Genomic DNA, 25,582 nt, shown 5'->3' on the forward strand with positions numbered 1-25,582 from the left:
CCCGGCGCGCTCCACCCCCCCCCCCCCGCCGCCCGCCCCCCCCGCCCCCCCCCCGCCCCCCCCCGCGCCCCCCCCCCCCCCCCGCCGCGCCGGCCCCCCCCCCCCCCCCCCCCCCCCGCGACCCGTCACGCGAACGGCCAGCGGGCGTCCCGCCCGGCCTCCAGGAGCGGGATCATCCGGAACGCCTGGTCACCCAGGCCACCGAACGTGTGCCGGTTGCCACCGCCGCTCGGCGCGTGGCCGAGGCGGTAGCCGGCGAGGTTCCACGTGTAGAGCGGGGTGCCCGCCGGCACGCTGTGGCCGACGTCGCCGTAGGACGCCTGCTCGTCGGTGAGGATCACCACGCGGTCGTGCCCGCGCAGGTGCCGGCGTACCGCGCCTGCGGTGTCCGTGCCGCCGCCGAGGAAGTACCCGCCGGCCCGCCACCGGTCCAGCGCCTTGAGCAGCGACTCCCCGCGGTACAGCGGAAACCGCGCCGTCTGGTGCGAGAACGAGACGACTTCGGCGTCGGCGCAGCGCAGGGCGAGCGCGATGCCGAACACGGTGGCGGCGTCCCAGCGCAGGAGCGTGCCGTCGCGCGAGAACCCCGAGTGCATCGACGACGAGGTGTCCACGAGCACCAGCGTGCGGCCCGGCAGCGCCGGGACGTTGCCGAGCGCGTGCGTGATCGCCTGCTCCAGCGACCAGCCCCACCGCAGCGACGGCGCCGCGCGGTAGGCCGACAGGAACCGCATCGGCAGCTGCCGCGAGCGCGCGACCTGCGCCGGGTCGGCCAGCCGCGCGGCCACGGTCTGCGCGACCTCGTCCGAGACACCCGCCTGGTCGAAGTTCCGCAGGTTCCGCAGCAGCGCCATGTAGCCCATCGACGGGATCATCGCCTCCCACCCGGCCGCGGTCAGCGGCCCCTGGAGCCAGCCCGCGAGCGACTCCCACGTCAGGCCCGCCCGGCGCAGCGTCTCCGGCGCGCCGGCGGAGGCGAACAGCTCCCGCCGCCGCTCGACCGGCCACGCCATCAGCTCGCGGTGCGCGCCGAGGGTGGTCAGTGCGGCCGGGATCGGGCGGTCGGCGTGGAAGCGCACGTCGAGCACGTGCTCGAACAGCGCGTCCTGCCATTCGCGGTCCGGGTCCGGGTGCGTGAGCCCGAGGACGTCGGCGAAGCGGAACGAACGCGCGTCGGAGTCCCACTTGAGGTACGAAGTCTCGGTGTAGAGCCGCTTCACGCCGTCGGCGATGCCGCGCTTCACCGGCTTCGGCACGTTCTTGCCGTGCACGGCCGTCCAGTACGCGAGCAGCTCGCCCGGCTCGTCGGCGCGCTGCAGGACGCTCGAGACGACCTGGCGCGCCAGGCCGTCGAGGCCGGCTTCGCGCCGCGCGGCCGTGAACTCGGCCGCGCCGACGAGCGCCGCGGTGCGCAGGTTCGCCTCACCGCGCAGCCACGCGAGGAACCGCGCCGTCCACTCGGGATCGGCCAGCGTCGCGGCGCGGACGAGCTCGGCGTAGCGGGTGTCGCGCTGCTCCGCGCTCTCGTAGAAGGTGTGCTCGCCCACGAAGTTGGTGACGGCGAGCAGGAACAGCTCGCTCCGGGCGTCGCGCGCGTAGCCGGCGCCGCCTTCGTGGGTGCGGCCGCTCGCGACGGCCTCGGTGCGGACCGGGGACCGTGCGGCGGCGCGGCGCGCGCCGAAGATGGTGAACTTGGCCATGGAAACCCCTCTTCGTGGAGGGGAGCGCCACCCCAGGCGAGCCCGAGAAAAGGTCGGCGACGGTACTGTTGCTGCTCTGCCGGATTGAGCTACACCGCGGTTTCCCGCGGTGACGGGATTCGAACCCGCAACCCGCCCATTAACAGTGGAAGTAACCGTTGCCTGCGCACCGGGCTCGCCTGGAAGTGGTTGCTCCCGAGTAAAAGTCGCCCTGCGGTCGAGTTCGGTCGAGGAAGTAACCGCGGGCTTCGCACCGGGAGTGCGTTTTCTTGTTGTCGAAGTCGATGTGCTGCATCGCGCGAATTTCCCTGTGGTGCGGGGATTTCCGTGAAAGCCGGATTCAGGTGTGCCCGAGAAAAGGTCGGCGACGGTACCGTCTGCCCTGTCGCCAGGGCGCCACCCCGGTTGCCCGGGGTGCAGGAATCGAACCTGCGATCACCAGTGGAAGTAACCGTTGCCTGCGCACCGGGCCCACCTGAATCCGGCTTCGGCGTTGAACCGCGGGGGGTTCGCGCCGGAAGCACCTGATGAAGGTAGCAATGGGAACCGGTGTGCGTCGCGCTATTTTTCGCCCTTCACCGCGGGCGGACGTGCACGCGCGCCCCCGCTTCGGCGTACAGCGCCAGCAATCGGTCCGTCGCGGTGTCCCAGCCGGACTCGGCGACGTGGCGTCTGGCTTCGGTGCGGTGGTCGCCGCCCAGCAGAGTGCGGGCGTGGGCAGGCAGGTCCGCGGGGCGGTCGACGGGGAAGAAGCGGGCGGCGGTGGTGCCCGAGAGCGTGGTGCGGGCGGCCGGGCTTTCGGCGGCGAGGACGGGGAGTCCGCTGGCGAGCGCTTCGAGCAGGACCAGACCGAGGGTGTCGGTGGTGGAGGGGAAGACGAACAGGTCGGCGGTGCGGTAGGCCTCGGCGAGGGCGTCGCCGTGGAGCATGCCGGTGAAGGTGGTGCACGGCGGCAGGGTGCGCTGGAGGTGGGTGCGGGCGGGTCCGTCGCCGACGAGGACGAGGCGGAAGCCGCCGGCGGGCGTGGCGAGGGGAGCGAGGCGGTGGAGGCCTTTTTCGGCGGCGAGGCGGCCTACGTAGAGGGCGACGGGGCGGCCGGTGGCGTGGTGACGGGGTGCGGGGTGGAAGCGGTGGAGGTCGACGCCGCGAGGCCAGAGGCGGACGCCGGTGATGCCGTGGCGGGCCAGTTCCTCGATCGAGGCGGTGGAAGTGGCGAGGTTGAGGTCGGCCCGTCCGTGCAGGGCGCGCAGCAGGCTCCGGATCAACGGTACGGCGGGGCCGAGGCGGTAGTGGCGGGCGTAGCGGGCGATGTCGGTGTGGTATGAGGCCACGACACGACGGCCCTGGCTGCGCGCCGCGGCGAGTCCGGCGGTACCGAGCAGGACCGGGTTGACGAGGTGGACGACGTCCGGGTCGAACTCGCGCAGGTAGCGGCCGGCGCGGGGGAGTGGCAGGCCCCAGCGTTTGCCGCCGTAGAGGAACTTCGCGCCGAACGTGGGGACGGTGCGGACCTCCGCGCCGGTGAGGGCGGTCGAGGCGCCGTCGGGGGCGATCACCAGCACGTCGTGACCGGCCGCGTGCAGTTCGCGCACGGTGGCGACGAGCCGCGTCACGATGCCGTCGGCCGACGGCAGCCACGTCTCGGTCACGAAGGCGATGCGCACGCCCGCCTACCGCGGCCGCATCGGTGGAGTCATACCGAAATCGTCCCGGCGCCGAGCGCTTTCCTGCCACCACCGCAAAAGCAGTTCACGGGAAGTTCGTTCCGGTGTCACGGCCGCGAGGGCGCCGCCGGTGCTCGCGTCCGGCGGCGCCCCTCCTGCGTGGTTACTCCCAAAGATCCGTCGAGAGGTACTTGAGACCGGAGTCGGGAATCACGACGGCGACGGTGGCACCGGCGAAGTCGCGGCGGAGCAGGTCGAGGGCGGCGGCGACGTTGGCGCCCGCGGAGAACCCGGCGAACACGCCTTCGCGGGTGGCGAGCAGCCGCGCCGTGCGGCGCGCCTCGTCGCCGGAAACCTGGAGGTACCCGTCGAGGGGGACGTCGCGCAGGTGCGTGAGCCCGGCCCGGCCGAACCCGCCGCCCTGGATGGGATGGCCAGGCCGGGAGACGTCCTGGCCCGCGAGCGCTGCCGCGCCCGCCGGCTCGACGGCGAAACAGCGGATGGCCGGGTCGCGGTCCTTGAGCGCGCGGGTCACGCCGGCCAGGCAGCCGCCCGTGCCGACGAAATCGGCGAACGCGTCGAGCCGCCCGCCCGTCTGCTCCCACAGCTCCGGGCCGGTGCCGGTGAAGTGGGCGTCGACGTTGCTGTGGTTCTCGAACTGGTCCGAGCGGAACGCTCCGCGCTCCGCGGTGATGCGCCGGGCCCGCTGCTCCACGAGCGCCAGGTCGGCGCCCGAGACCCGGCCGGGGACCGACCCGGGTGCCTGGTCGACGAGCACGACCTCGGCGCCGAGCGCGGCGATCATGCGGGCGCGTTCGGCCGAGCTGCCGCGCGACAGCACCGCGACGAACGGGTGGCCGGTCACCGCGCACGCGATGGCGAGGCCCGCACCGGTGTTGCCGCTGGTGAGCTCCACCACCGGCTGTCCCGGCGCCAGCAGGCCGGCCGCCTCCGCGTCGAGGACGATCCGCCGCGCGACGCGGTCCTTTTTGGACCCGCCGGGGTTGAGGTGCTCGAGCTTCGCGAGCAATGTGCCCTCGAGGCCTTCGGTGAGCCGGTCGAGCCGGATCACCGGGGTGGTGCCGATCGCATCGAGCACGGACGGGAGCACGGACGGGGTCTCGCTGCCGATTGCTACTCGGCGCTCGGCAGTAGCGCTATCATGGTCCTTCATGTCCGACGATAGCAGCTCCCGCACTCTGGCCAGCCAGCTGCGAGACGAGCTTCACCGCTACTCGCCCGGGGAGAAGCTGCCGTCGAGCCGGGCGCTCGTCGAGCGCTTCGGGGTCAGCCCGGTGACGGTGTCGCGCGCGCTGGCCGTCCTGGTGGCCGACGGGCTCGTCGTCACGCGTCCGGGCGCCGGCGCCTACCGCGCGCACCCCGGCGCGGGGGAGACCCGGACCGTCGACACGTCGTGGCAGCAGGTCGCGCTGACCGCGCAGGACGGGCACGTCGCCCTCGACGCGTCCGGGGTGAGCGCCAACCTCGCCGTGCCGCCGCCCGACGTGATCGCGTTCAACGGCGGTTACCTGCACCCGACGCTGCAGCCGGAACGCGCACTCGCCGCGGCGCTGGCGGCGGCGGCTCGCCGGCCGGGCGCGTGGGAGCGGCCGCCGCTCGCGGGCCTGCCCGCGCTGCGCTCCTGGTTCGCCCGCGAGCTCGGCGTCACCGCGGCCGAGGTGCTCGTGACCGGCGGCGGGCAGGCCGCGGTGGCCACGGCGTTGCGCGCGCTGGCGCGGCCGGGTTCGGCCGTGCTGGTGGAATCCCCGACGTACCCCGGCGCGCTGGCCGCCGCCCGTGCCGCCGGCCTGCGCCCCGTGCCGGTCCCGGCGGACGCCGGCGGGATCCGGCTGGATCTCCTCCGCGACGCGCTGACCGCGACCGGCGCCAAGGTCGTCTACTGCCAGCCGCTGTTCCAGAACCCGGCCGGCGCCGTGCTGGCCCCGGACCGCCGTGGCGAGCTGCTCGAGCTCGTCCACGCGGCCGGCGCCTTCCTCCTCGAAGACGACTGGGCCCGCCACCTCGGCCACGGTGGCCCGCTGCCGGCTCCGCTGGTGGCCGACGACCCGTTCGGCGCCGTCGTCCACATCGGATCCCTGACGAAGGCGACCTCGCCCAACTTCCGGATCGCGGCGCTGGCCGCGCGCGGCCCCGTGCTGGAACGCTTGCGCGCCGTGCAGGTCGTCGACTCGTTCTTCGTGCCGAGGCCGCTGCAGGAGGCCACTTTGGACCTCGTCGGCGCGCCCGCGTGGCCCCGGCACCTGCGTGCCCTCAGCACCGGCCTGCGCGACCGACGCGACGCCTTGGCCGCCGCGCTGCGGCGCGACCTGCCCGCGCTCGCCTCGGCCACGCTGCCGGCCGGCGGCCACTGCCTCTGGACGCGCTTGCCGGCCGGCACCGACGAGACGGCCCTGACCACCGCGGCGTTGCGCGCGGGTGTCGCGGTTTCGCCTGGCCGGGTGTACTTCGCGGCCGAAGCACCGGCCCCGCACCTGCGCCTCGGCTTCGCCGACACCGCCGGTGCCGACGAGATCACCGAGGGCGTCCGCCGGCTGGCGGTGGCGTGTGCCGAGGTGGGCGTCACGGTTCGATGACCAGCCGGCTGATCCGTCCGTTGTGGAGGGTGAAGCGGTGGTGCAGGTCGACGACGCCACCGGGGAAGTCCCCTTCGAGGTGGTAGGTCGCGACGTACCGCGAGTCGTCGACGTGTTCTGTCGCGGTGAGCGTGCTGGTGTAGGTGTACTCGCTGCCCGCCCGCCGCAGCCACGCGCCGATCTCGTCCGGACTGCGGTAGGTGCGGCCGTCGTCGACGACGGTGGCGTCCGGGGTGAACAGCGGCAGGGCCGCGTCGGCGTCGCGCTTCTCGTGCGCGGCGAGGTAGTCGGTGATCGGCTTCGGCAGTGTCATCACGTGCTCCTGTCTCGGGTTCGCCTCCACCGTCGGGGCTCTCCCGGGGAGAGGGTCAAGGCGCCTCCCCGGGCCGGGTTGACCCTCGCCCCGGGAGAGGGTGCACAGTGACGGCATGCGCCGTGGCCTGACGATCGGGGAGTTCGCCCAGCTCACCCGCCTGAGCGTGCGCACGCTGCGCCGCTACCACGAAGCGCGGCTGCTGGAGCCCGCGACGGTCGACGAGGCCACCGGCTACCGCTACTACTCGCGCGAGCAGATCCCGCAGGCACAGGTGATCCACCGCCTGCGGGAGCTGGACCTGCCGCTCGCCGAGGTCGAACGCGTCCTCGCGACGGACGACCCCGGTACCCGGGCGGACCTGATCGCGGGCCACCTGCAGCGCCTCGAAGACCAGCTCGACCGCACCCGCGCCGCGGTCACCTCGCTGCGGCAGCTGCTGCGCCCGGACGTCGCCGGGCTCGCGGTCGAACTGCGCTCGCTGCCCGCACGCACTGTGGCGGCGATCGAGGCCGTCGTGGACCTCGACGCGGTGCTCGGCTGGTACGACGGTGCGATGGCCGAGCTGGACGCCGCTGTTGCCGGTCGCGCGGGCTTCGCACCGCCGGGCGGCGTGTACGCCAACGAGCTGTTCACCGCCGGCCGCGGCTCGATGCTCGTGTACCGGCCCGTCACCGACGCCCCGGCGACGGGCCGGGTCGCCCCGCGGACGCTGCCCGCCGTCGAACTCGCCGTGACCGTCCACTCCGGACCGCACGACGACCTCGACGTGACCTACGGCCGGCTCGGCGGCTGGGTCGTCGAGCACGCCCTCGCCGTCGACGGGCCGGTGCACGAGACGTACCTCTGCGGCCCCCGCGACACCCCCGACCCCCGGCGCTGGCGCACCGAGCTCGGCTGGCCCGTGTTCCGCCTGTCGCCGCCGTGAGCGCCGCGATTGGCCGCACCCGAGGGCCCGCCACCGATCGCGCCGGGTTCCCCCGAGCACGGTCTTGACCAGCGAAGAAGCCAGTGAACCGGATGGCGCTTCGCCCGGTTCGACCGTGTAACGTCCGGCCGGGGAGGTGGCTGTGCCGGGACAGGGGTGGGCGCTGGGCCTGCGCGGGCGCGACCGCGAGCGGGCCGCGCTGGAGGACGTGCTGCGCGACGTACGGGCCGGGCGGAGCCGGGTGCTCGTGGTGCGCGGTGAGGCCGGCGTGGGCAAGACGGCGCTGCTCGACCACCTCGCCGGCCAGGCACCGGGACGCGTCGTGCGAACGGTCGGCGTGCAGTCGGAGTCCGAGCTCTCGTTCGCGGGTCTGCAGCGGCTCTGCCGGCCGTTGCTGGGGCTGCTCGACCGGCTGCCCGAACCGCAGCGCGACGCGCTCGCGACGGCGTTCGGGCTGGCCGCGGGAAACCCGCCGGAAGGACTGCTGCTCGGGCTCGCCGTGCTGGGGCTGTTCGCGGAAGCGGCGGCGGAGAAGCCGCTCGTGTGCGTCGTCGACGACGTGCAGTGGCTCGACCGCATGTCCGAGGTGATCCTGACGTTCGTCGCGCGGCGGCTCGACGCGGAGGCCGTCGCGCTGGTGTTCGCGGTGCGGCCCGTGGACGAGGACGTGCTGGGCGGCCTGCCGGAGCTCGTCGTCGAAGGGCTGGCCGACGCGGACGCGCGGGCGCTGCTCGACGCGACGCTCGCCGGGCCGGTCGACGAGCGCGTGCGCGACCGGATCGTCGCCGAAACGCGCGGGAACCCGCTGGCGCTGCTGGAACTCTGCCGCGGCCTGACGCCGGCCGAGCTGGCGTTCGGGTTCGGCACGCGGGCCGCGGTGCCCGTGGGGAACCGGATCGAGGAGGAGTTCGGCCGGCGCGTGGCCGCGCTGCCGGAGAGCACGCGGCGGTTGCTGCTCGCCGCGGCCGTCGAGCCGACCGGCGACGTGCCGCTGCTGTGGCGCGCGCTCGACCACCTCGGCGTCGACCCCGGCGCCGCCGCGCCCGCCGAAGCCGCCGGGCTGCTGGAGCTCGGCACCCGCGTGCGGTTCCGGCACCCGCTGGTGCGCTCGGCCGCGTGGCGCGAAGCCGACGCTGCGCAGCTGCGCGACGTCCACCGCGCGCTCGCCGAGGCGACCGACCCGGAACAGCACCCCGACCGCCGTGCGTGGCACCGCGCCCACGCGACGACCGGGCCCGACGAAACCGTCGCCGCCGAGCTGGAGCAGTCGGCCGGCCGCGCGCTCGCGCGCGGGGGACCGGCCGCCGCGGGCGCGTTTTTCGAACGGGCCGCGGAACTCACCCCGGACCCCAAGACCCGCGCCGCCCGCGCGTTCGAAGCCGCGCGGGCCCGGTTCGCGTCCGGGTCGCCGCTCAAGGTGCCGGATCTGCTGTCCGCCGCTGAGCTCGGCTCGCTCGACCCGCTGCACCGCGCCGGCGTGGAGCGGCTGCGCGCGCAGGTCGCCTTCGCCCTCAACCGGGGCCGCGCGGCCGGTCCGCCGTTGCTGGCCGCCGCGCGCCGGCTCGAAGAGCTCGACCTCGCCGCGGCGCGCGAGACCTACTTGCTCGCCGCCAGCGCGGCCGTGCACGCCGGGCGCCTCGGCGGCGACGCCCTCGCCACCGTGGCGGCGGCTGCGCAAGCCGTGCCCGGCGGCACCGAAACCGCCGGCCGGTTCCTGACCGGGATGACGGCGTGGAGCCGGGAGGGCTACGCGAAGGCGGTGCCCGCACTGCGCCACGCGCTGGACGGAGTCACCGACGCCGACGTGGGCCTGGTGTGGCTGACGGTCCCGGTCGCCGTCGAGGTGTGGGACGACGCGGCGTGGCACCGGCTCACGGAGCACGCGATCGGCTTCGCCCGGGCCACCGGAGCGCTGGCGCTGCTGCCGGCGGCGCTCGTGTTCCGCGCCGGCGCGCTCCTGTTCGCGGGCGAGTTCGCCGACGCCGGGGATCTCGTCGCGGAAGCGGAGGCGTTCGGCTCGGCGACCGGCCTGGCCGTGCCGCCGTCCGCGGGGCTCGCGCTCGCCGCCCACCGCGGCCGCGAGCAGCCCGCGCTGGACCGCGTCGAAACGACGATCCGGACGGCCGAGACGACCGGTGAAGGGCGGCTGTTCGCCGAAGCCGGGTACGCGAAAGCCGTGCTGTACAACGGACTCGGCCGCTACCCAGCGGCGTTGGACGCGGCCCGGGACGTGGTCGCCCACCCGGATTTCGCCGTGCACAACAGCGCGCTCGGCGAACTCGTCGAGGCCGCCGCGCACGCGGGCGAGGTGGCCCTCGCCGCGGAAGCCCGCGAACAGCTCACCGAGCGGACCGCGGCCGCCGGCACCGGCTGGGCGCTCGGCGTGCAGGCCCTCGCCGACGCGGTGGCCGGTCCGCGCACCCGCGCCGAAGACCGCTACCGCGAGGCGATCGACCGGCTGTCCGCGAGCCGGATGGCCGTGCACCTCGCCCGCGCCCGCCTGCTCCACGGCGAATGGCTGCGTCGCGAGAACCGCCGCGCCGACGCCCGGGCCCCGCTGCGCGCCGCGCACGAAGCGTTCACCGCGATGGGCGCGGAAGCGTTCGCGCAACGCGCCGGGCGCGAGCTCGCCGCGACCGGCGAGACCGTGCGCAAGCGCTCGTCGGGCAGCTGGGACGAGCTCACGCCGCAGGAGACGCAGATCGCGCGCCTCGCCGTGGCCGGGCGCACCAACCCCGAGATCGCCGAGGCGCTGTTCCTCAGCCCGCGCACCGTGGAGTGGCACCTGCGCAAGGTGTTCACGAAGCTCGGCATCGCGTCCCGTCGGGAACTCGGCCCGGTGCTGAAGTAGGCAGGTCCCGGCTCCGTGACGGGAGCCGGGACCGCCGGGGGAGGGTCAGCGGCAGCGGTAGCTCGACGCCGCGTTCGGGTCACCGTGTCCGCTGTAGTGCGAGACCTTCGGGTACCGGCACGCGTCGCGGGTCGCGACGGTGGTGCCGTCCGGGCCCTTGACCGCCGTGGCGAGCGTGGCGGGTGCCTGGCCGTGCTCGACCCACTTCACGAGCGCGCCCATGGCGTCGGTGGGCTGCCCGCCCGGCCCGTCGCCGCAGTGGTTCACGCCCGGCAGCAGGAACAGCCGGTAGAAGTCGTCCACCCGGGAGTTGCCGCCCAGCAGCCGGTTGACGCGCTCGCGGTAGTCGACCGTGCCCTGGGTGGGCACGAGCTCGTCGGACTGGCCCTGCCAGCTCAGCAGTTTGCCGCCGGCGCGGGCGAACGCCGAGAGGTCCGGGTCGTCGCTGCCGATGACGGAGTGGAACTTCAGCTGCGACTCGGCGAACAGCCGCGCGAACGACGCGTAGGTCAGCTTCGTGGTGTCGAACGAGGGGTCCTGCGTCACGAAGTACTTGACCCAGCTGTCCGCCACGAAGAACGGCAAGGTGTCCGCGTGCCCGCTGAAGGGCGCGCCGATGTTGTTGTCGGACCACAGCTTCTGCCCGGCCGGTGTCGTCGGCCCGGCCCAGATCTTGCGCACGACGTCGGCCGTCTTGGCGGAGATGGTGATCTCCTTGCCCTCGCAGACGACCTTCTTCCCGATCAGCGTGCGCGGGTCGAACCGGCACGCCGTCGGGTCGCCGATCACGCCGTCCTTGACTCCGTCGAGGGTGTCGCAGGCGGCGACCGCGGCGGTGTTGAACGCCTCGAGTTCGCACACCGACGGGTGCGCCTGCTCCTCGTTGAACACCACCTGCGGCCAGAGCGTGCCCACGGCGAAGCGGTCCCAGCTGATCGCCGGCGCGTCGGCCAGGATGCCCTGGAAGTCCTTCGGGTAGTCCTGCGCTTCGACGTAACCCTGGCGGCCGCCGGTCGAGCAGCCGTTCCAGTACGCGTAGCTCACGGGCTTGCCGTAGAAGCGGTCGGCCACGTCCTTGCCGACCACGGCCAGGTCGTGCAGCGAGCGGGACGAGAAGTCCTTCAGCAGCGCGGAATCGACCTGGCCGTCGGGCTTCAGCGCCCAGCCGGCGACGCTGAGCGGGTTGTCACCGACCCCGGCGTCGGTGGCGGCGGCGACGTAGCCGTCCTTCACCGCGGCCGCCAGCGGGCTGCCGAAGTCACCGGCGAGGTAGGCGCTGCCGCCGGTGGCGAGGAACCGTCCGGACCACCGGGCGGGATCGCTCGGCAGCGAGACCTTCACGGCGACGTGGTCGCCCGCGCCGGGGTGGGTCAGGGTGACGGTGACGTCGCACCACGCGGGCAGGTCGGTGATCGTCACGGGTTCGGGGTGCAGCGGGGGTGCTGCCGGGAACGTCACGGTGCCGCCGTCGTGCGCGACCGTGGTCACCGACTCGACCTTCGCCCCGGCGGGGGCGGACACGGGCAGGGCGGAACACGTCGTTTCGCCGGCGGCTTGGGTGGCTGTTGCGGCGCTCGCGACCGGCACCAGCACGGCCGCCAGCGGCAGCGCGGCCGCCAGCAGGATGAGTCGTCTCATGCCGATCACCCTCGTCCGGCGGGCGGTCCGTGGAGCCAGGGTGACCCACGGGGGTGCACCCTGGCCCCACCGGTGCCCGCGCGCCCGGGGTCCGCACCCGTGCCGCACCCTGGGGTGACGGGGTCGCGCGCGCGGTGACGATGGCGCCACCAACTCCGAAGGGACGCACCATGGCCGTCATCCGCTTCCACGTCGACTCCGCACTCAGCCCCGCCGACGCGTTCGCCGTGCTCACCGACTTCGGCCCGGCCCGCGCCGAGCACTGGTCCTCGATCGACGCCGAGCACTTCACCGTCCACGACCGCGGCGACACGTGGGCCGAGGTGACGGAGGGGACCGGCGCCGCCTGGGAACGCGAGCGCTACGAATGGGACGCCACCCGCCGCCGCGTCACCGCCACCACCCTGGATTCGAAGCTCTTCGGCGCCGGCGGCGGCTGGGTCTTCCGGCTGAGCCCGGACCGCGACGGCACGCGCGTCGAGGTCGAACTCACCCGCACCCCGGCGACGGTCAAGGGGAAGCTGCTCGCCTCCGTGCTCCGGATCGTGGGGCCCGCGAGCCTGCGCAAGTCGCTGGGCGGTCCGCTGAAGGCGCGGTGAGCGTGATCTCTCCTCGGTCCGGGTTGACCCGTCCCGGGCGGACTGGCCATACTCGTTCGTCAGACGTTCAAGTGTACGTCTGACGAACACAAGGAGAGAAGACTCATGGCCAGGCTGGACTACGCGGACGAGGACAGCGAGGTCGCTGACCGCATCCGCGCGCGCCGAGGGGGGCGCCTGACCCCGCTGGACCGGATGCTGCTGCACAGCCCGCCGTTCGCCGACGGCTGGAACAGCCTGCTCGGCGCGATCCGCAAGCAGGGTGTGCTGCCGGGCGCGCTGCGCGAGCTGGCGATCCTGCGCGTCGCCGAACTCAACGGCGCGGAGTACGAGTGGGCCGCTCACGCGCGCGTCGCGGAGGCGGAGGGGCTCGCGCCCGAGCGGATCGCGGCACTGCGCCGCAGCGGTGACCCGGGCGTGCTCGACGAAGCGCAACAGGCCGTGCTCGCGTACACCGACGCGATGACGACGCGGATCGCCGTGCCGGACGAGGTGTTCCTGGCTCTGCAGAAGCACTTCGCGGAGCAGGAGATCGTCGAGCTGACGGTGACCGTCGGCGCGTACAACCTCGTGTCGCGGTTCCTGGTCGCGCTCGAGGTCGGCTCGTGACCGACCCGCGCAACCCGGGTCCCGACCCCCATCCGCACCCGCCGGCGATCCCGCTGCCCGCCGGCAGCTGCGACGCGCACTGCCACGTCTTCGGCCCCACGGTGCGGTTTCCGTACGCCGAGGGCCGGTCGTACACGCCGCCGGAGTCGCCGAAGGAAGACCTCCGGGCGCTGCACCGGGTGCTCGGGTTCGAGCGCGCGGTGCTGGTGCAGCCCGCGTGCCACGGCGCGGACCACTCGGCGCTGCTCGACGCGCTGGAGACCTCCGGCGGCCGCTACCGCGGGGTCGCGCTGGTCCGGCCGGACACCTCGCCCGAGGAAGTGCGGCGGCTGCACGCCGCCGGGGTCCGCGGCGCACGGCTGAACTTCACGCCGCACCTCGGCCCGGCCCCGGCGCGCGAAGAGATCGACCGGATCGTCGCCCTGATCCGGCCCCACGGCTGGCACGTGGCGCTGCACGTCGCGGGTGACGGCATCACCGAGCACGCGGATCTGGTGCGGTCGCTGGACATCCGGGTCGTGATCGACCACCTGGCCCGCGTCGATCTGCGGCGGGGACTCGACAGCACGGCCGTGCGCGCGTTGCTCGGGCTGCTCGCGACGGGTTCGGTGTGGGTCAAGCTGAGCGGCGCCGACCGGCTCGCGACGCGGCCGCCGGACCTGGCGGATTCCGCGGCGCTGGCCCGGATCCTGGCCACGGAGGCGCCGGAGCGCGTGGTGTGGGGCACGGATTTCCCGCACCCCAACACGAACGGCTTCGTGCCCAGCGACGGTGATCTCGCCGATCTGATCGCGGAGATCGCGCCGGACGAGGCCGCGCGCGAGCGGCTGCTCGTCACGAACCCGGCGGCGTGTTTCGACTTCCCGGACCGCGCTCTCCGGGACCGCTAGTGCAAGCCGGCGATGTCCTGGGTGATCGCGTCGGCCGTTTCGAGCAGCCGGGGCACGAACCGCTCGCGCAGCTCGTCCAGCGACACGCGCGCGGCGTTCACGGACACGTTCAGCGCCGCCAGGGTCCGGCCACCCGCCCCGCGCACGGGTGCGGCCGCGGACCGCACGCCCTCTTCGCGTTCCCCGTCCACCACGGCGTACCCCAGTTCGGCCACCCGTCGCAGCTCGGCCCGCAGCGCCGCGGCGTCGGTGATGGTGTGCGGTGTGAGGGGTTCGAGCTCGACACCGTCCAGATAGGACCGCAGTTCCGCCTCCGGCAGCGCGGCGAGCAGGACCCGGCCCATGGAGGTCGGGTAGGCCGGCAGGCGCGAGCCGACGTTGAGCGTGATGGACATCGACCGCGACGCCGGAACGCGGGCCACGTAGACGATTTCGGGACCGTCCAACGTGGCCATCGAGCACGATTCGCGCAGTTCGTCGGCGAGCTCGCGCATGTGCGGCTGGGCGTGCTCCCAGAACGGCAGGGCCGCGAGGTAGCCGTAACCGAGCCGCAGCACGCGCGCGGTGAGGCGGAAGTGGCGGTCGTCGGCCTCGGCGAACCCCAGGCGCTGCAGGGTGAGCAGGATGCGGCGCGCGGTGGCGCGGGTGAACCCGGTGGCCGCCGCCGCGTCGCTGACCGTCATCGCGGAGCGCTCGGCGGAGAAGACCTGCAGCAACCGGAAGGCCTTTTCGACCGAATCGATGACGTCGGGGTCTTCTCTCGACACTGCGGTCCCTTTCCCTGGTCGCTGCCTGACGAGCACGGTACCCGAGCGAAGGCGAGGAACGACGGATGACGGACGGGCTGCTCTACGTGCTGTCCGAACCCGGTGCGGTCGGTGAGGACGAGTTCCACGACTGGTACGACACCGAGCACGCGCCCGCGCGCGTGGCCGTGCCCGGCGTGCGCAGCGGGCACCGCTACCGCGCGCTCGACGGCGCGACGCCGACGTGGCTGGCCTCCTACGAGCTCGACCTCGCCGCGCTGGCGAGCCCCGAGTACGCCGCCGCGCGCCGGCGCAGCCCCCGCGAGCAGTCGGTGGTCGACCGGCTCGCGACGCTCGACCGGCGCGTCTACGAACTCACCGCCACCTGCGGCGAGTTCACCGGGCCGGCGCCGGTGATCGTGTCGGTCGCGCTGACCGGTGACGAGCCGGCGCTCGACGAGTGGTACCGCGAGGAGCACGTGCCGCTGCTGCTGCGCGTGCCGGGCTGGCACCGCGTCCGGCGCTACCGCCTGGTGGCGGGCGCCGGGCCGGAACTGCTGGCGTTCCACGAGATCTCCGGCGTCGAGCTGTTCGACGAGCCCGGCTACCGGCACGCGACGTCGACGCCGTGGCGGGACCGGGTGCTGGCGACCGTGACCGCGCGCGAACGGCGCGTGTTCGGCCACCACACCACGGTCCGCTGACGCCTCACACGGGGTTCAGCCCGGACTCGCCGGTGATGTCGTGCGCGAGCTTCCGGTGTTCGAACAGCCAGCCGCCCGAGGTCTCGACCACGAGGTCGGTGTAGGTGCCGGCCACCGCGATCGCCGGGCCCGCGGGCGTGTCGCGCACGACGAGGAAGTTCGAGCGCACCGTCGCGCGATCGCCGTCGAGCCGGATGACGACGTTCGTCGTGAGGTGCTTGCGCCGTGTGCCGGGGCCGGGCGGCGGCACGAGAGCCCGGAGGAAGCCCTCGATGGCCGCTGGCCCGGTCGCGCTGCCGTCGCGCGATTCCCACGTGCCGGTTTCGGTGAACAGGTGGGAGAACTCGGCGAGTTCGTAGCCGTCGAGCAGGAAGCAGTACTCGGCGAGCAGTTCGCGGATGTCGTCCTTCTTGGACGCGGCGCTCACGACGGCACCAGCTCGGTGGTGACCGCGCCGCGCGCGGCGATCGGGGAGCGGGTCATGGTCATGGTCAGGACAGCGCCCACGACCAGCAGCGCGCCGGCGACGACGAACGCCATGCCGTACCCGCCCGACCACGAGATCACGAACCCGGTGATGATCGGGGCCAGCACGCCGAACCCGTTGCCGCCCACCATGAGGATCCCGTTGGCGCGCCCGGTGTCGGCCGGGTCGGCCAGCAAGTCGTTGAGCAGTGCGATGTTCAGCCCGACCGCGCTGCCGATGCTGGTGAGCGAGAGGGAGAACAGCACGAGGATCAGCGGTGCGCTCGAAACGAACGGGGTCAGGAGGATGCAGGAGGACACCAGCATCGTCACGGTCACGATCACCCGGCGGCGTCCGGAGCCGGCGGGCTGCCCGCGCAGCAGGCGGTCGCTGAGGTAGCCGATGAGCATCGTCCCCGGGACCGCGACGGCGTAGGGCACGGCGGTGTAGAGGCCGGACTTGAGGACGGTGAGACCGTGGGTCGCCTGCAGGTAGCTCGGCAGCCACGTGAGGAACATGTAGACGGTGTAGACGGCGCAGCCCTGCGCCACGAACATGCCCCACATCGTGCGCGAGCGCAGGAGCGTGCCGAGCGAATTCCCGCCCGCCGAAACGCCCGCACCGCCGATGTCGCCGCGTTCGGTGAGGATCTTCGCGCGCTCGGCCTCGCCGATGAACCGCGCCTGCTCCGGTCGCTTGTAGACGAAGATCCACGCCAGCAGCACGAGGGCGCCGATGATCGCGCCGAAGTAGAACCCGCTGCGCCACCCGAACTGCCCGACGAGGAACCCGACGACGACGGAGCCGATCGCGGGCCCGGCGTAGCCACCGGCGTTGAAGACCGTGGTGGCCAGCCCCCGCTCGCGCGTCGGGATCCACTCGCGGATCGCCGCGGCGCCCGCGGGGTAGGTCGATGCTTCGCCGACGCCCATGATGAGTCTGAACGCGAAGATCGAGCCGAACCCGCCGGACAGTCCCGTCAGCAGCGTCGCCACGGTCCACAGCGCGAGGCCGGAGACCGTCGACGGTTTGGTGCCGATCCGGTCGGTGAGGATGCCCCACGGCAGCACGAAGACCAGGTAGCTCCACAGGAACGCGGACAGGAGCAGGCCCAGCTCGGGTGCGGAGAGCCCGAGTTCCTGCGAGACGGGCTTCGCGGCCACGGACAGGATGACGCGGTCGACGTAGTTGACCGTCACCGCGCCCAGCAGCAACAAGTAGACCAGCGTGCGCCCGGTTCTCATGGTTCTCATGCTCGGTTCCCTTCCGCGCTGACGGGAGCATGGTGTGTGCGACTGACGTACACATGGACGTCTGACGAACAGAGATAGTGGGTCACGGTCCCCGTCATGTCAATCCCGGCGGCGCCGGAGCCCGTGGGGCACTGTTGCCGGCCGCTCGGCCGTCGAGTGCCGTTCGTGGCGGTCGGGCGGGGCCGGCCGGAGTTAGCGTGGCGCGATGATCACATCCCCCGACTACGCGCTGACCAACGCGTGGGAACGCGCCCGGCGCAGGCTGACCGGCCTCGAACAGACCTACGACCCGACGACGCGCCGGCGCCTGGGCGCGCTGGGGCTCGCGCCCGGCTGGAAGTGCCTGGAGGTGGGCGCGGGCGCCGGGTCGATCGCGCGGTGGCTCGGGGAGCAGGTCGGTCCGGCGGGCTCCGTGAGCGCCGTCGACCTCGACGTCAGCGGGCTGCGCGAGCTGCCGGCCAACGTCGAGGTGCGCCAGGCCGACGTGCGGTCCGACCCGCTGCCCGAGGCCGAGTTCGACGTTGTCCACGCTCGGCTGCTGCTCAACCACCTGGCCGAGCGCGAGGCCGTGCTCGACCGGCTCGTCGCTGCGCTGCGCCCGGGTGGCTGGCTCCTGCTGGAGGAGGGCGACACGTTCTCCATCGGCGCGATCGACGAGGACGCCGACCACGCCCGCGCGATGCGCGCCTGGTGCGACGTCCTCGCGACCGTCGCCGACGTCGACTTCGGCCGCACACTGCCACGCCTGGTGGTTTCGCGCGGTTTGACCGACGTGGGCGTGGAGTGCGAACTCCCGTACGCCGAGGGCGGTTCACTCGGGACGGAGTGGCTCGCGCTCACGTTCGACCAGCTGAACGAGCGCGCGGGCGGGCAGATCCTGGACGCGGAGACGATCGAGCGCTGGAAGGACAAGCTGGCGCAGCCGGGGCGGTGGTTCGCCTCGCTCGGCCTGGTGGCCGTGCGCGGCCGCCGCGCCTAGTTCGTCAGGCGGGCCTTGAGTTCCGTCAGGAAGCCCTGGTCGTGGTTGCTCAGGTGATCCAGGTCGATCTCCCGCGGCAGCTCGTCACCCGACTCGCGGTCGAGCAGGTACTTCACCGTCTCGCGGGCCACGGCGTCGTGTCGAGGTCGGGGATCAGCAGATCGTCGAGCACCGCGTGCGACATCGTGATCCGGTGTTGCGTGGTGTCCAGCCCGTCCTGCACGACGGCCCGGTACTCCATGCCGCCCGTGCGCGTGACCTCGACGCGTTCGCTCATCGGCGGAGTCTTGCTCCGGCGACCGCCGGAAACGGCCGCGGTGAAAGGCTTCCCCGTGGATCGGAGTCCCGGGGCGGTTTTCCCGGCGACGTAGCATACTTCGGCTTGCCCGCCGGCCGTCCGAGCCGCGGGCCCGGCCCGAGGAGCAGCCGTTGACGACAGCAGTGCAGGCCCCGTCGTCCACGTGGGCGCCGTTGCGGCGACAGGCGTTCCGCGCGTTGTGGATCGCGCAGCTGGGCTCGAACATCGGCAGCTGGATGCAGTCCGTGGGTGCGCAGTGGACGGTCGTGCACCAGCCCGACGCCGCCACGCTCACCTCGATCGTGCAAGCCGCGAGCCTGCTCCCGGTGCTGTTCGTGTCGCTGCCGGCGGGGGTGCTCGCCGACGTGCTGGACCGGCGGCGGCTCATCGCGGTGGTCACCGCGGTCATGGTGGCCATCACGGCGATCCTGGCCGTGCTGAGCGCGCGGCAGCTCCTGCCACCGGCGACGCTGATCACGATCACGCTGCTGCTCGGCGCGTGCCAGGCGTTGATGAGCCCCGCGTGGCAGGCGATCCAGCCCGAGCTGGTGCCGCGCGCCGAACTGCCCTCGGCGGCCGCGCTCGGCAGTCTCAACGTCAACATCGCCCGCGCGATCGGTCCCGCGCTGGCCGGGTTCGTGCTGGCGCTGACCGGGCCCGCGGTCGTCTTCGGTGTCAACGCGGTGTCCGACGTCCTGATCCTCGCCGCTGTGCTGAGGTGGCGCCGCAAGCCGGCGGATGCGGCCGGCCCCGGGGAACCGCTGCTCCCCGCCCTGCGGGCCGGCCTCCGGTACGTGCGCTACGCGCCCGGCGTCCGGCGGATCCTGTTGCGCGCCTTGGTCTTCGTGCTCCCCGCGTCGGCGCTGTGGGGCCTGCTGCCGGTCGTCGCGGCCGCGCAGCTGGGCCTCGGCTCAGGCGGGTACGGCGTGCTGCTGGGCGCGCTCGGCCTCGGCGCCGTGGGTGGCGCCGTGGTGATGCGGCCGCTGCGGGCGCGGCTGGGCCGCAACGCGATGCTCGCCGCCGCGACTGTCGCGTACGCCGTGGGCGTGTTCGCCGCGGCGCTGGTGCCCAACGCGGTCGCCGTCGCGCTGCTGCTGGTGCTCGGCGGGGTCGGCTGGCTCATCGGGCTGTCCACGCTGAACACCACGCTCCAGCTCGCGCTGCCCGGCTGGGTCCGCGCGCGGGCGCTGGCCGTGTACCTCATGATCTTCCTCGGCGGCCAGGGCGTCGGCGCCCTGATCTGGGGCCTGGTGGCCGCCGGCCTGGGCGCGTCCGCCACGCTGACGATCTCCGCCGTGCTGCTCGTGCTCGGCGCGCTTTCCCTGGTGGTGCTGCCGATCCACCCGCGCACGGGCGAGCTGGACCGGACCGTCGTGATGCCGTGGCCCGACCCCGAGATCGGCCTCCTCGGCGACGGCGAAGCGGAGCTCGACCCCGCGGCCGGCCCGGTGCTCGTCGAGGTCTGCTACCACGTGCCGCCGGAGAACGCGGCGGAGTTCCTGAAGGTCCTCGCGCGCGTGGGCGTTTCGCGCCAGCGCACGGGCGCGCGGAAGTGGTCGGCCTACCGCGACCTGGCCGCCCCCGACCGGTACTACGAGGTCTTCGAAGTCGGCACCTGGGCCGAACACCTGCGCCAGCACCACGAACGCATCACCGGCGTCGACGCCGGCCTCTACCGCAAGGCCGCGGAGTTCGCGCTCGAACCGCCGGAGAACCGGCACCTGCTCGCCACCGGCCGTTAGGGCGTGTCTGACAAACATCAGGTCTGGCGGCTGGGACGTTGCCGGTTGTGTCGCGGTTTCAGGTGCTGTCAGACGAGCAGTGGGCCTTGATCGAGGATCTGCGGCGGGTCCGGGCGGGTAGGCGTGGTCGTCGATTCTCGGATGCGCGGGTGATGGTGGCCGGGGACGGCACCCGGGGCACCGTGCTGCAGTGACTGTTGACCGCAGCGGACGCGACCGGGCTGGTGGAGTGGGCGGTGTCGGTGGATTCCACGATTGCGCGGGCGCATCAGCACGCCACGAGCGTCAGGCGTGTCACCGGCCGCTGGTGTCGCTGGTCGGGCCCGGTCAGGCCGGGACGCGCCTGTCCGGGTACCTGCTGCGGCATCTGCGGATTCCCCGCGCTCGCCATCGTCTGTCGCAGCGCGGTCGCCCTCATGCCGTGATCACCTGGACCCACGCGTTGTCAGGCACGTCCTAGCCCGCCGGGCGCAGCAGCGCGGTGAGCTCGCGCCGGCTGCGCACGCCGGTTTTGGCGAACCCGCTCGTGAAGCGGTCCTGCACCGTCCAGCTCGAGATGACCAGCTCGGCCGCGATCTGGGCGGTCGAGCGCCCGGCGAGCATCAGCGCGACGACCTCGGTCTCCCCGGCCGACAAGCCGTAGCGGGCCCGCCACGTTTCGGTGGTCGGCGGCGGCGCGGCCGGCTGCAGGATCAGCGCGACGCGGCCCGCGGTCGTGACCGAGGCGGTCAGTGACAGCCACTGCCCGCAGCGGCTTCGCGTGCGCAGAGCCGCAGGTGCACCCGTGCGGGCCACGGCGGCCAGCCCGAGCGCGATCTCGGGCGTCAGCTGCTTCGTCTCGTCCGGGTCGCGCAGGTCGGCGAGCGCGGCGGCGGCCGGCGCGGTCGACTCGACGATGCGGTCGGCGTCGTCGAACACGACCAGCATCGGTGCGCCGGCGACGGGCGCGGCGGCCGACGGCCCGAGCACCCCGTCGCGGACGCCGCTCACCAGCTCGCCCGCCACTTCGGCGGTGGCGGCGACGTCGTCGGGGCCGAACGCCGCGCGCCGGTCGCGGCGGAACAGGTGCAGGAACCCCCACACGCGGTCGCCGTCCCGCACGACGGCGCGGAGCTCGTCGCCGAAGCCCGCCGGGTGGATCAGCTCGCGGTAGCGCTCGCTGCGCTGGAGGTCGCCGCCGGTCGCGGCGAGCAGTGACGCGGCCGGGGTCCGCGTGCGGACCATCGCGGGCAGCTTGAGGAAATCGGCCTGCCCGTACTCGTTGCGGTAGAGCAGGGGCGCGCCGGCGCGGTCGACGCCGCTCGACACGATCCCCGTCGTCATCGCCGAATCGGGGTCGATCTCCGCGAAGCAGTACGCGTCGGCGGCGACCTCGGCGGCCAGCCGCGCCGCCGATTCGTGCCGGAACGCCGCGGAAGCCAGGCCGCGGCGCGCGAGCGCGCGGACGTCCCGGCGCAGCGCCGCGGTGCCTCGGGTACTCACCACAGTTGATCATGTTAGATCCGCCGCGGACGCCGGTGCGGCGGTGTGTGAGCCAGTCGTCACCGACCGTCGGTGAGCAAGTCCGCCGCCCTTTCCGCGATCACCACGGTCGGGGCCTGCGTGTTCGCCGACGTGATCACCGGCATCACCGACGCGTCGACCACCCGCAGCCCGTCGAGACCGTGCACCCGAAGGCGCGCGTCGACCACCGCGTCCTCACCCGGGCCCATCGCGCACGTGCCGCAGGTGTGGAAGTACGAGACGCAGGACGTGCGCACGAACCGCACCAGTTCGGCGCGGCTCAGCCGCCCGCGCGGCGCGATCCACGAACGCACGAGCTTGCGGTACGCCGGCTGGTCCGCGATCTCGAGCCCGAGTTCGACGCCCGCGACCGCAGCGTCGACGTCGGCCTGCTCCGCGAGGAAGTTCGGCTGGATCTCCAGTTCGCCCCCGGCCGACACCAAGCGCAGGAAACCCCGGCTCTTCGGGCGCACGAGCGCCGGCACGATGCCGATCGCGCCGGGCGGCGGCGGGTACTCGGCCGCGATCTCCGGCGAGAGGTACGGCACCTGCATCGCGAGCACCATGAGATCCGCGGCGGGCAGGTCCGGGCGGCTCTTCCAGAACGCGGCCGTGCCGGACAGATCGGCGTTGACCGGCGGCTGGGGCTCGGCGGGTTCGAAGGACAGCCCCGCCAGCAGCGGGTGGTCCTGCAGGTTCCGCCCGACGCCGGGCAGGCCGGCGACGACGTCGACGCCCCAGTGCCGCAGCTCGTCCGCCGGGCCGACGCCCGATACGAGCAGCAGCCGCGGGGTGTCGACCGCGCCGGCCGCCAGGAGGACCTCGGCCGACGCGGTGGCCACGTGCCGCTGCCCGCGCCAGTCGTAGGAGACGCCGGTGCACCGCGAGCCCGAGAACTCGAGCCGGTGCACCCGGGCCTCGGTGCGCAGCGTCAGCCGCGGGTGGCCGAGCAGCGGTTCGAGGTACCCGTTCCAGGGGCTGCAGCGCCGGCCGTCGCGAACGTTCATCGCGACCGGCCCGGCGCCGAGCGGTTCGGGCACGTTGTGGTCGGCGAGGTAGGGGAGGCCGAGGTTCAGCGCTGCCTCGACGAACACCGTCGTCGCGGGTCGCAGGTCGTGTTCGCGCTCGACGCGGATCGGACCGCCCGCGCCGTGGTACTCGTCCTCGCCGTCCTCCCAGTCCTCGGCCCGTTTGAACAGCGGCAACAGCGAATCGAAGCCCCAGCCCGGGTTGCCGAGCCCGGCCCAGGTGTCGTAGTCGCGGCGGTGGCCGCGCGCCCACGCCATCGCGTTGACGCTGCCGGAGCCGCCCACGACCTTCCCCCGCGCCAACGACATCGCGCGCCCGGCGGTGTGCGGCGCGGGCTCGTAGCGGTACTGCCAGTCGAACTCGGAGCCGACGTTCTCCACCCACCGGGCCGGCGTCGTGATGGTCGGCGATTCGGCTCGCCCGATCCCGGCTTCGAGCACGAGGACCCGCGCTTCGGTGCGCCGCAGCAGCTGCGCGGCCACGACGCACCCGGCCGAGCCTGCGCCCACCACGACGTAGTCGAATCCGCTCTCGTCCATCGGGAAGTCCTTTGTGGTCGGGGATCTCGGTGCCGACCCTACGAAGGCCGCGCCGCTCGCCGGTACCCAGAGAACTGCGGACTCGCGGCTCGCCCGTGCCCAGCGCGCCTCGTCCGGTCTGACCGGAATACAGTCGTCCGCATGAGCAGGAGCGAGGTTCCGGCCGGGGCCAACCCGCCGCCGCAGTACCCGATCGAATCCGTCGACAACGCACTCAAGCTGTTGCTGCTGTTCGGCGAACGGTCCGAGGTGCGCCTGGCCGAGGTGAGCGAGTACCTCGGCGTCGCCTCGTCGACGGCCCACCGGCTCATGGCGATGCTGCTCTACCGCGGCTTCGTGCGCCAGAACCCGGCCACGAAGACCTACGAGCCCGGCACCGCGCTCACCGGCGTCGCGTTCTCGATCCTGGAGCGGTTCGACTTCCGCCAGGTGCTGCGCCCCTACCTGGAACGCCTCAACGCCCAGCTGCGCGAGACCGTGCACCTCGGCGTGCTCGACGGCACGAGCGTGCGGTTCGTCGACGCCATCGAAAGCCCGCAGGCCGTGCGCGTGGCCTCGCGGCTGGGCAGTTCGCTGCCCGCGAGCTCCACCTCGTCGGGCAAGGCGATGCTCGCCCAGCTGACCACCGACCAGCTGCGCGTGCTGTACCCCGAGCAGCGGATCGAGGGGCTCACCGAGAAGAGCATCCGCACCCGCGACGAGCTCGAAACCGAGCTGGACCTGGTGCGCCGGCGCGGCTACGGGACCAGCTCCGAGGAGAGCGAGGCCGGCGTGTCGTCGGTGGCCGTCGCCTTCCCCGTCACGGTCGCGGCCGGCCGGATCTCGTTCAACGTCGCCGTGCCGGCGAGCCGCATGGCCGAGTCGCAGCAGGAGGTCGTCGCGAAGACCCTCCAGACGATCGTGCGCGAGGCGGCGCCGCTCCTGCACAGCTAGCGCCGGCTTTTTTCACCACGGCGGTGACCGGGCCCGGGCCCAGGTCACCGCCGTTTTTTCGGGTCTGCGACCGGTCCGGCCGGGGTCACCCGGCCGAGCGGATCCCCTCGCGCGGTCTTGTCGTTCTGCTGTGCAGATGACTACTCTTCTCATTGCGGTCGTCACAGGGACGCCATATGAGAGGAGACCAAGATGCCGGTTGTTCACGCGGATCGCGCGAAGTGCAAGGGCTGGGCGAACTGCGTGGCGGGCGCCGACGACGTGTTCGACATCGACGACGACGGCGTGGTCACGCTGCTGCGCGAGTCCATCGCGCCGGACGAGGCCGGCCGCGTCGGCGAGGTCGCGCGCACGTGCCCGGAGGCGGCGCTGGCGGTGGACGAGGCATGAAACCGGGCACGGTCGTCGTCGGGGCGTCGGTCGCCGGCGTGCGCGTGGCGCAGGCCCTGCGGTCCCGCGGCCACGAAGGCCGGATCGTCCTGGTGGGCGAGGAGGACGAGCTCCCGTACGACAAACCGCCGCTGTCGAAGGGCGTCCTCGCGGGGTCGGCCGGGCTCGACGACGTCCGGCTGCTCACCGCGGAGGACGCGGCCGACGAGGGCATCGAGCTCGAACTGGGCCGCGCGGCGACCCGGCTCGACCTGGCCGGCTCCGTCGTCCACCTCGCCGACGGGACCGAGCTCCCGTACACCGACCTGGTGATCGCCACCGGGGCGAGCGCGCGGCCGGCCGGCTGGGAGCACCTCGACGGCGTCCACGTGCTGCGCACCGCGGCCGACGCTTCGGCGCTGCGTGAAGACCTCGACCGCGGCGGCCCGCTCGTCGTCATCGGCGGCGGTTTCATCGGCGCCGAGGTCGCGGCCACCGCCCGCGGGCTCGGCCTGACCGAGGTGACGGTGCTCGACGCGACGCCGACACTGCTCGCGCGCTCGGTGCCCGCCGTCGTCGGCGACCGCGTCGCCGAACTGCACCGGCGCAACGGCGTGCGACTGCGGCTCGGTGTGAAGGTCGACGGCGTCGACCGGATCGGTGGCGGGCTGCGGATCCGGCTCGCCGACGGGTCCGAAGTGGACGCTGCCACCGTGGTCGTCGGCATCGGCGCCGTGCCCAACGACGCGTGGGTGGCCGGCTCCGGGCTGAAGGTCGACGACGGCATCGTGTGCGACCGCTTCGGCCGCGCCGCGTCCCACGTGTTCGCCGTCGGTGACGTGTCCCGCTGGCAGACGTCCCGCCACGGCAGCGCCGTGCGGGTCGAGCACTGGACCAACGCGGTCGAACAGGCCGCGGCGGTCGCGCACACCCTCGTGCACCCCGAAGACCCACGGGCGCACACGCCCGTCGAATACGTCTGGACCGACCAGTACGACTGGAAGATCCAGATCGTCGGTACCCCTGCCGCCGGCACCGGAGGCCGCCTTCTCGCGCGGGCCGAGGACTCGTTCGCCACGGTCTTCGGCACCGCCGACCGCTTCGCCGGCGCGGTGGTCGTCAACTGGCCCCAAGCCCTCGTCGGCTGCCGGCGCGCGCTCGCGGCCGCGACCCCGCCGGCGGAGGTCTGCGAACACCTCAACCGCCTGACCCCAGTTTCCGAAGTGGCCCTCTGA

General features: G+C 73.6%; 24 protein-coding genes and 1 tRNA gene. 12 read left to right on the forward strand and 13 right to left on the reverse strand.

Annotated features, from left to right (window positions below; genetic code table 11):
- Nucleotides 1-125 precede the first annotated feature (125 nt).
- The 4 genes from ACIA77_RS48535 to ACIA77_RS48550 all read right to left on the reverse strand — a co-directional run bounded on the left by ACIA77_RS48535 (nucleotide 126) and on the right by ACIA77_RS48550 (nucleotide 4,538).
- Complete coding sequence (locus ACIA77_RS48535; RefSeq protein WP_395893004.1) at nucleotides 126-1,700, reverse strand: TROVE domain-containing protein; 1,575 nt, start codon at nucleotides 1,698-1,700, stop codon at nucleotides 126-128.
- Between the two features lie 103 nt (nucleotides 1,701-1,803).
- A tRNA-Ser gene (locus ACIA77_RS48540) sits at nucleotides 1,804-1,874 on the reverse strand.
- A gap of 401 nt (nucleotides 1,875-2,275) precedes the next feature.
- Nucleotides 2,276-3,364, reverse strand: coding sequence for a glycosyltransferase family 4 protein (locus ACIA77_RS48545; protein ID WP_395893005.1), 1,089 nt, complete (start codon nucleotides 3,362-3,364; stop codon nucleotides 2,276-2,278).
- Nucleotides 3,365-3,527: 163 nt separating this feature from the next.
- Nucleotides 3,528-4,538 carry a PLP-dependent cysteine synthase family protein gene (locus ACIA77_RS48550; RefSeq protein WP_395893006.1) on the reverse strand — a complete coding sequence of 337 codons (1,011 nt, stop codon included), beginning with the start codon at nucleotides 4,536-4,538 and terminating at the stop codon, nucleotides 3,528-3,530.
- Between ACIA77_RS48550 and ACIA77_RS48555 the strand changes: the two genes are divergently transcribed.
- Complete coding sequence (locus ACIA77_RS48555; RefSeq protein WP_395893007.1) at nucleotides 4,537-5,958, forward strand: PLP-dependent aminotransferase family protein; 1,422 nt, start codon at nucleotides 4,537-4,539, stop codon at nucleotides 5,956-5,958. The two genes, ACIA77_RS48550 and ACIA77_RS48555, sit on opposite strands and share 2 nt — an antisense overlap.
- Here the strand turns inward: ACIA77_RS48555 and ACIA77_RS48560 are convergent.
- A complete protein-coding gene (locus ACIA77_RS48560) occupies nucleotides 5,945-6,271 on the reverse strand; it encodes a nuclear transport factor 2 family protein (RefSeq protein ID WP_395893008.1) in 327 nt (108 codons plus the stop codon). The two genes, ACIA77_RS48555 and ACIA77_RS48560, sit on opposite strands and share 14 nt — an antisense overlap.
- Nucleotides 6,272-6,386: 115 nt before the next feature.
- Between ACIA77_RS48560 and ACIA77_RS48565 the strand changes: the two genes are divergently transcribed.
- Together ACIA77_RS48565 and ACIA77_RS48570 are read left to right on the forward strand one after the other, a co-directional pair.
- Nucleotides 6,387-7,199 (forward strand): MerR family transcriptional regulator, encoded by an 813-nt coding sequence (locus tag ACIA77_RS48565; RefSeq protein ID WP_395893009.1) that lies wholly within the window; start codon nucleotides 6,387-6,389, stop codon nucleotides 7,197-7,199.
- 142 nt (nucleotides 7,200-7,341) lie between these two features.
- Nucleotides 7,342-10,050 (forward strand): ATP-binding protein, encoded by a 2,709-nt coding sequence (locus ACIA77_RS48570; protein ID WP_395893010.1) that lies wholly within the window; start codon nucleotides 7,342-7,344, stop codon nucleotides 10,048-10,050.
- Nucleotides 10,051-10,095: 45 nt separating this feature from the next.
- Here the strand turns inward: ACIA77_RS48570 and ACIA77_RS48575 are convergent, their stop codons facing one another.
- A complete protein-coding gene (locus tag ACIA77_RS48575) occupies nucleotides 10,096-11,688 on the reverse strand; it encodes a tannase/feruloyl esterase family alpha/beta hydrolase (protein WP_395893011.1) in 1,593 nt (530 codons plus the stop codon).
- 170 nt (nucleotides 11,689-11,858) lie between these two features.
- Here ACIA77_RS48575 and ACIA77_RS48580 point away from each other — a divergent pair, with 170 nt between their 5' ends.
- The 3 genes from ACIA77_RS48580 to ACIA77_RS48590 all read left to right on the forward strand — a co-directional run bounded on the left by ACIA77_RS48580 (nucleotide 11,859) and on the right by ACIA77_RS48590 (nucleotide 13,786).
- The gene (locus ACIA77_RS48580) at nucleotides 11,859-12,287 is read left to right on the forward strand and encodes a hypothetical protein (protein ID WP_395893012.1); all 429 of its coding nucleotides are present in this window, start codon (nucleotides 11,859-11,861) and stop codon (nucleotides 12,285-12,287) included.
- 105 nt (nucleotides 12,288-12,392) lie between these two features.
- Nucleotides 12,393-12,896 (forward strand): carboxymuconolactone decarboxylase family protein, encoded by a 504-nt coding sequence (locus tag ACIA77_RS48585; protein WP_395893013.1) that lies wholly within the window; start codon nucleotides 12,393-12,395, stop codon nucleotides 12,894-12,896.
- Nucleotides 12,893-13,786 carry an amidohydrolase family protein gene (locus ACIA77_RS48590; RefSeq protein WP_395893014.1) on the forward strand — a complete coding sequence of 298 codons (894 nt, stop codon included), beginning with the start codon at nucleotides 12,893-12,895 and terminating at the stop codon, nucleotides 13,784-13,786. Before ACIA77_RS48585 ends, ACIA77_RS48590 begins: the two co-directional genes overlap by 4 nt.
- Here the strand turns inward: ACIA77_RS48590 and ACIA77_RS48595 are convergent.
- Nucleotides 13,783-14,553 carry an IclR family transcriptional regulator C-terminal domain-containing protein gene (locus tag ACIA77_RS48595; RefSeq protein ID WP_395893015.1) on the reverse strand — a complete coding sequence of 257 codons (771 nt, stop codon included), beginning with the start codon at nucleotides 14,551-14,553 and terminating at the stop codon, nucleotides 13,783-13,785. The genes ACIA77_RS48590 and ACIA77_RS48595 overlap by 4 nt on opposite strands.
- A 65-nt stretch (nucleotides 14,554-14,618) precedes the next feature.
- On the opposite strand from ACIA77_RS48595, the gene ACIA77_RS48600 reads away from it, so the two are divergent.
- Complete coding sequence (locus ACIA77_RS48600) at nucleotides 14,619-15,236, forward strand: hypothetical protein (RefSeq protein ID WP_395893016.1); 618 nt, start codon at nucleotides 14,619-14,621, stop codon at nucleotides 15,234-15,236.
- Nucleotides 15,237-15,240: 4 nt separating this feature from the next.
- Here the strand turns inward: ACIA77_RS48600 and ACIA77_RS48605 are convergent, their stop codons facing one another.
- Together ACIA77_RS48605 and ACIA77_RS48610 are read right to left on the reverse strand one after the other, a co-directional pair.
- Nucleotides 15,241-15,663 (reverse strand): nuclear transport factor 2 family protein, encoded by a 423-nt coding sequence (locus tag ACIA77_RS48605; protein ID WP_395893017.1) that lies wholly within the window; start codon nucleotides 15,661-15,663, stop codon nucleotides 15,241-15,243.
- On the reverse strand, nucleotides 15,660-16,955 hold the full coding sequence (locus ACIA77_RS48610; RefSeq protein ID WP_395893018.1) for an MFS transporter: 1,296 nt from the start codon (nucleotides 16,953-16,955) through the stop codon (nucleotides 15,660-15,662). The genes ACIA77_RS48605 and ACIA77_RS48610 overlap by 4 nt, the downstream gene beginning before the upstream one ends.
- A gap of 205 nt (nucleotides 16,956-17,160) precedes the next feature.
- On the opposite strand from ACIA77_RS48610, the gene ACIA77_RS48615 reads away from it, so the two are divergent.
- Nucleotides 17,161-17,934, forward strand: coding sequence for a methyltransferase domain-containing protein (locus tag ACIA77_RS48615; protein ID WP_395893019.1), 774 nt, complete (start codon nucleotides 17,161-17,163; stop codon nucleotides 17,932-17,934).
- Here the strand turns inward: ACIA77_RS48615 and ACIA77_RS48620 are convergent.
- Both ACIA77_RS48620 and ACIA77_RS48625 read right to left on the reverse strand, forming a co-directional pair.
- Nucleotides 17,931-18,065 (reverse strand): hypothetical protein, encoded by a 135-nt coding sequence (locus tag ACIA77_RS48620; RefSeq protein WP_395893020.1) that lies wholly within the window; start codon nucleotides 18,063-18,065, stop codon nucleotides 17,931-17,933. The genes ACIA77_RS48615 and ACIA77_RS48620 overlap by 4 nt on opposite strands.
- Nucleotides 18,047-18,211, reverse strand: coding sequence for a hypothetical protein (locus ACIA77_RS48625; protein ID WP_395893021.1), 165 nt, complete (start codon nucleotides 18,209-18,211; stop codon nucleotides 18,047-18,049). The genes ACIA77_RS48620 and ACIA77_RS48625 overlap by 19 nt, the downstream gene beginning before the upstream one ends.
- Nucleotides 18,212-18,363: 152 nt before the next feature.
- On the opposite strand from ACIA77_RS48625, the gene ACIA77_RS48630 reads away from it, so the two are divergent.
- A complete protein-coding gene (locus ACIA77_RS48630) occupies nucleotides 18,364-19,974 on the forward strand; it encodes an MFS transporter (protein ID WP_395893022.1) in 1,611 nt (536 codons plus the stop codon).
- A gap of 456 nt (nucleotides 19,975-20,430) precedes the next feature.
- Here the strand turns inward: ACIA77_RS48630 and ACIA77_RS48635 are convergent, their stop codons facing one another.
- Nucleotides 20,431-21,459 (reverse strand): response regulator transcription factor, encoded by a 1,029-nt coding sequence (locus ACIA77_RS48635; protein ID WP_395893023.1) that lies wholly within the window; start codon nucleotides 21,457-21,459, stop codon nucleotides 20,431-20,433.
- A 56-nt stretch (nucleotides 21,460-21,515) separates the two neighbouring features.
- Nucleotides 21,516-23,045, reverse strand: coding sequence for a GMC family oxidoreductase (locus ACIA77_RS48640; RefSeq protein ID WP_395893024.1), 1,530 nt, complete (start codon nucleotides 23,043-23,045; stop codon nucleotides 21,516-21,518).
- A gap of 141 nt (nucleotides 23,046-23,186) precedes the next feature.
- On the opposite strand from ACIA77_RS48640, the gene ACIA77_RS48645 reads away from it, so the two are divergent.
- The 3 genes from ACIA77_RS48645 to ACIA77_RS48655 all read left to right on the forward strand — a co-directional run bounded on the left by ACIA77_RS48645 (nucleotide 23,187) and on the right by ACIA77_RS48655 (nucleotide 25,582).
- Complete coding sequence (locus ACIA77_RS48645; protein ID WP_395893025.1) at nucleotides 23,187-23,978, forward strand: IclR family transcriptional regulator; 792 nt, start codon at nucleotides 23,187-23,189, stop codon at nucleotides 23,976-23,978.
- A 192-nt stretch (nucleotides 23,979-24,170) separates the two neighbouring features.
- Nucleotides 24,171-24,368: a ferredoxin gene (locus tag ACIA77_RS48650; protein WP_395893026.1), complete on the forward strand. Its 198-nt coding sequence runs from the start codon at nucleotides 24,171-24,173 to the stop codon at nucleotides 24,366-24,368.
- Nucleotides 24,365-25,582: an NAD(P)/FAD-dependent oxidoreductase gene (locus ACIA77_RS48655; protein WP_395893027.1), complete on the forward strand. Its 1,218-nt coding sequence runs from the start codon at nucleotides 24,365-24,367 to the stop codon at nucleotides 25,580-25,582. Before ACIA77_RS48650 ends, ACIA77_RS48655 begins: the two co-directional genes overlap by 4 nt.

Source organism: Amycolatopsis sp. NPDC051903 (assembly GCF_044452505.1).
Taxonomy (GTDB): domain Bacteria; phylum Actinomycetota; class Actinomycetes; order Mycobacteriales; family Pseudonocardiaceae; genus Amycolatopsis.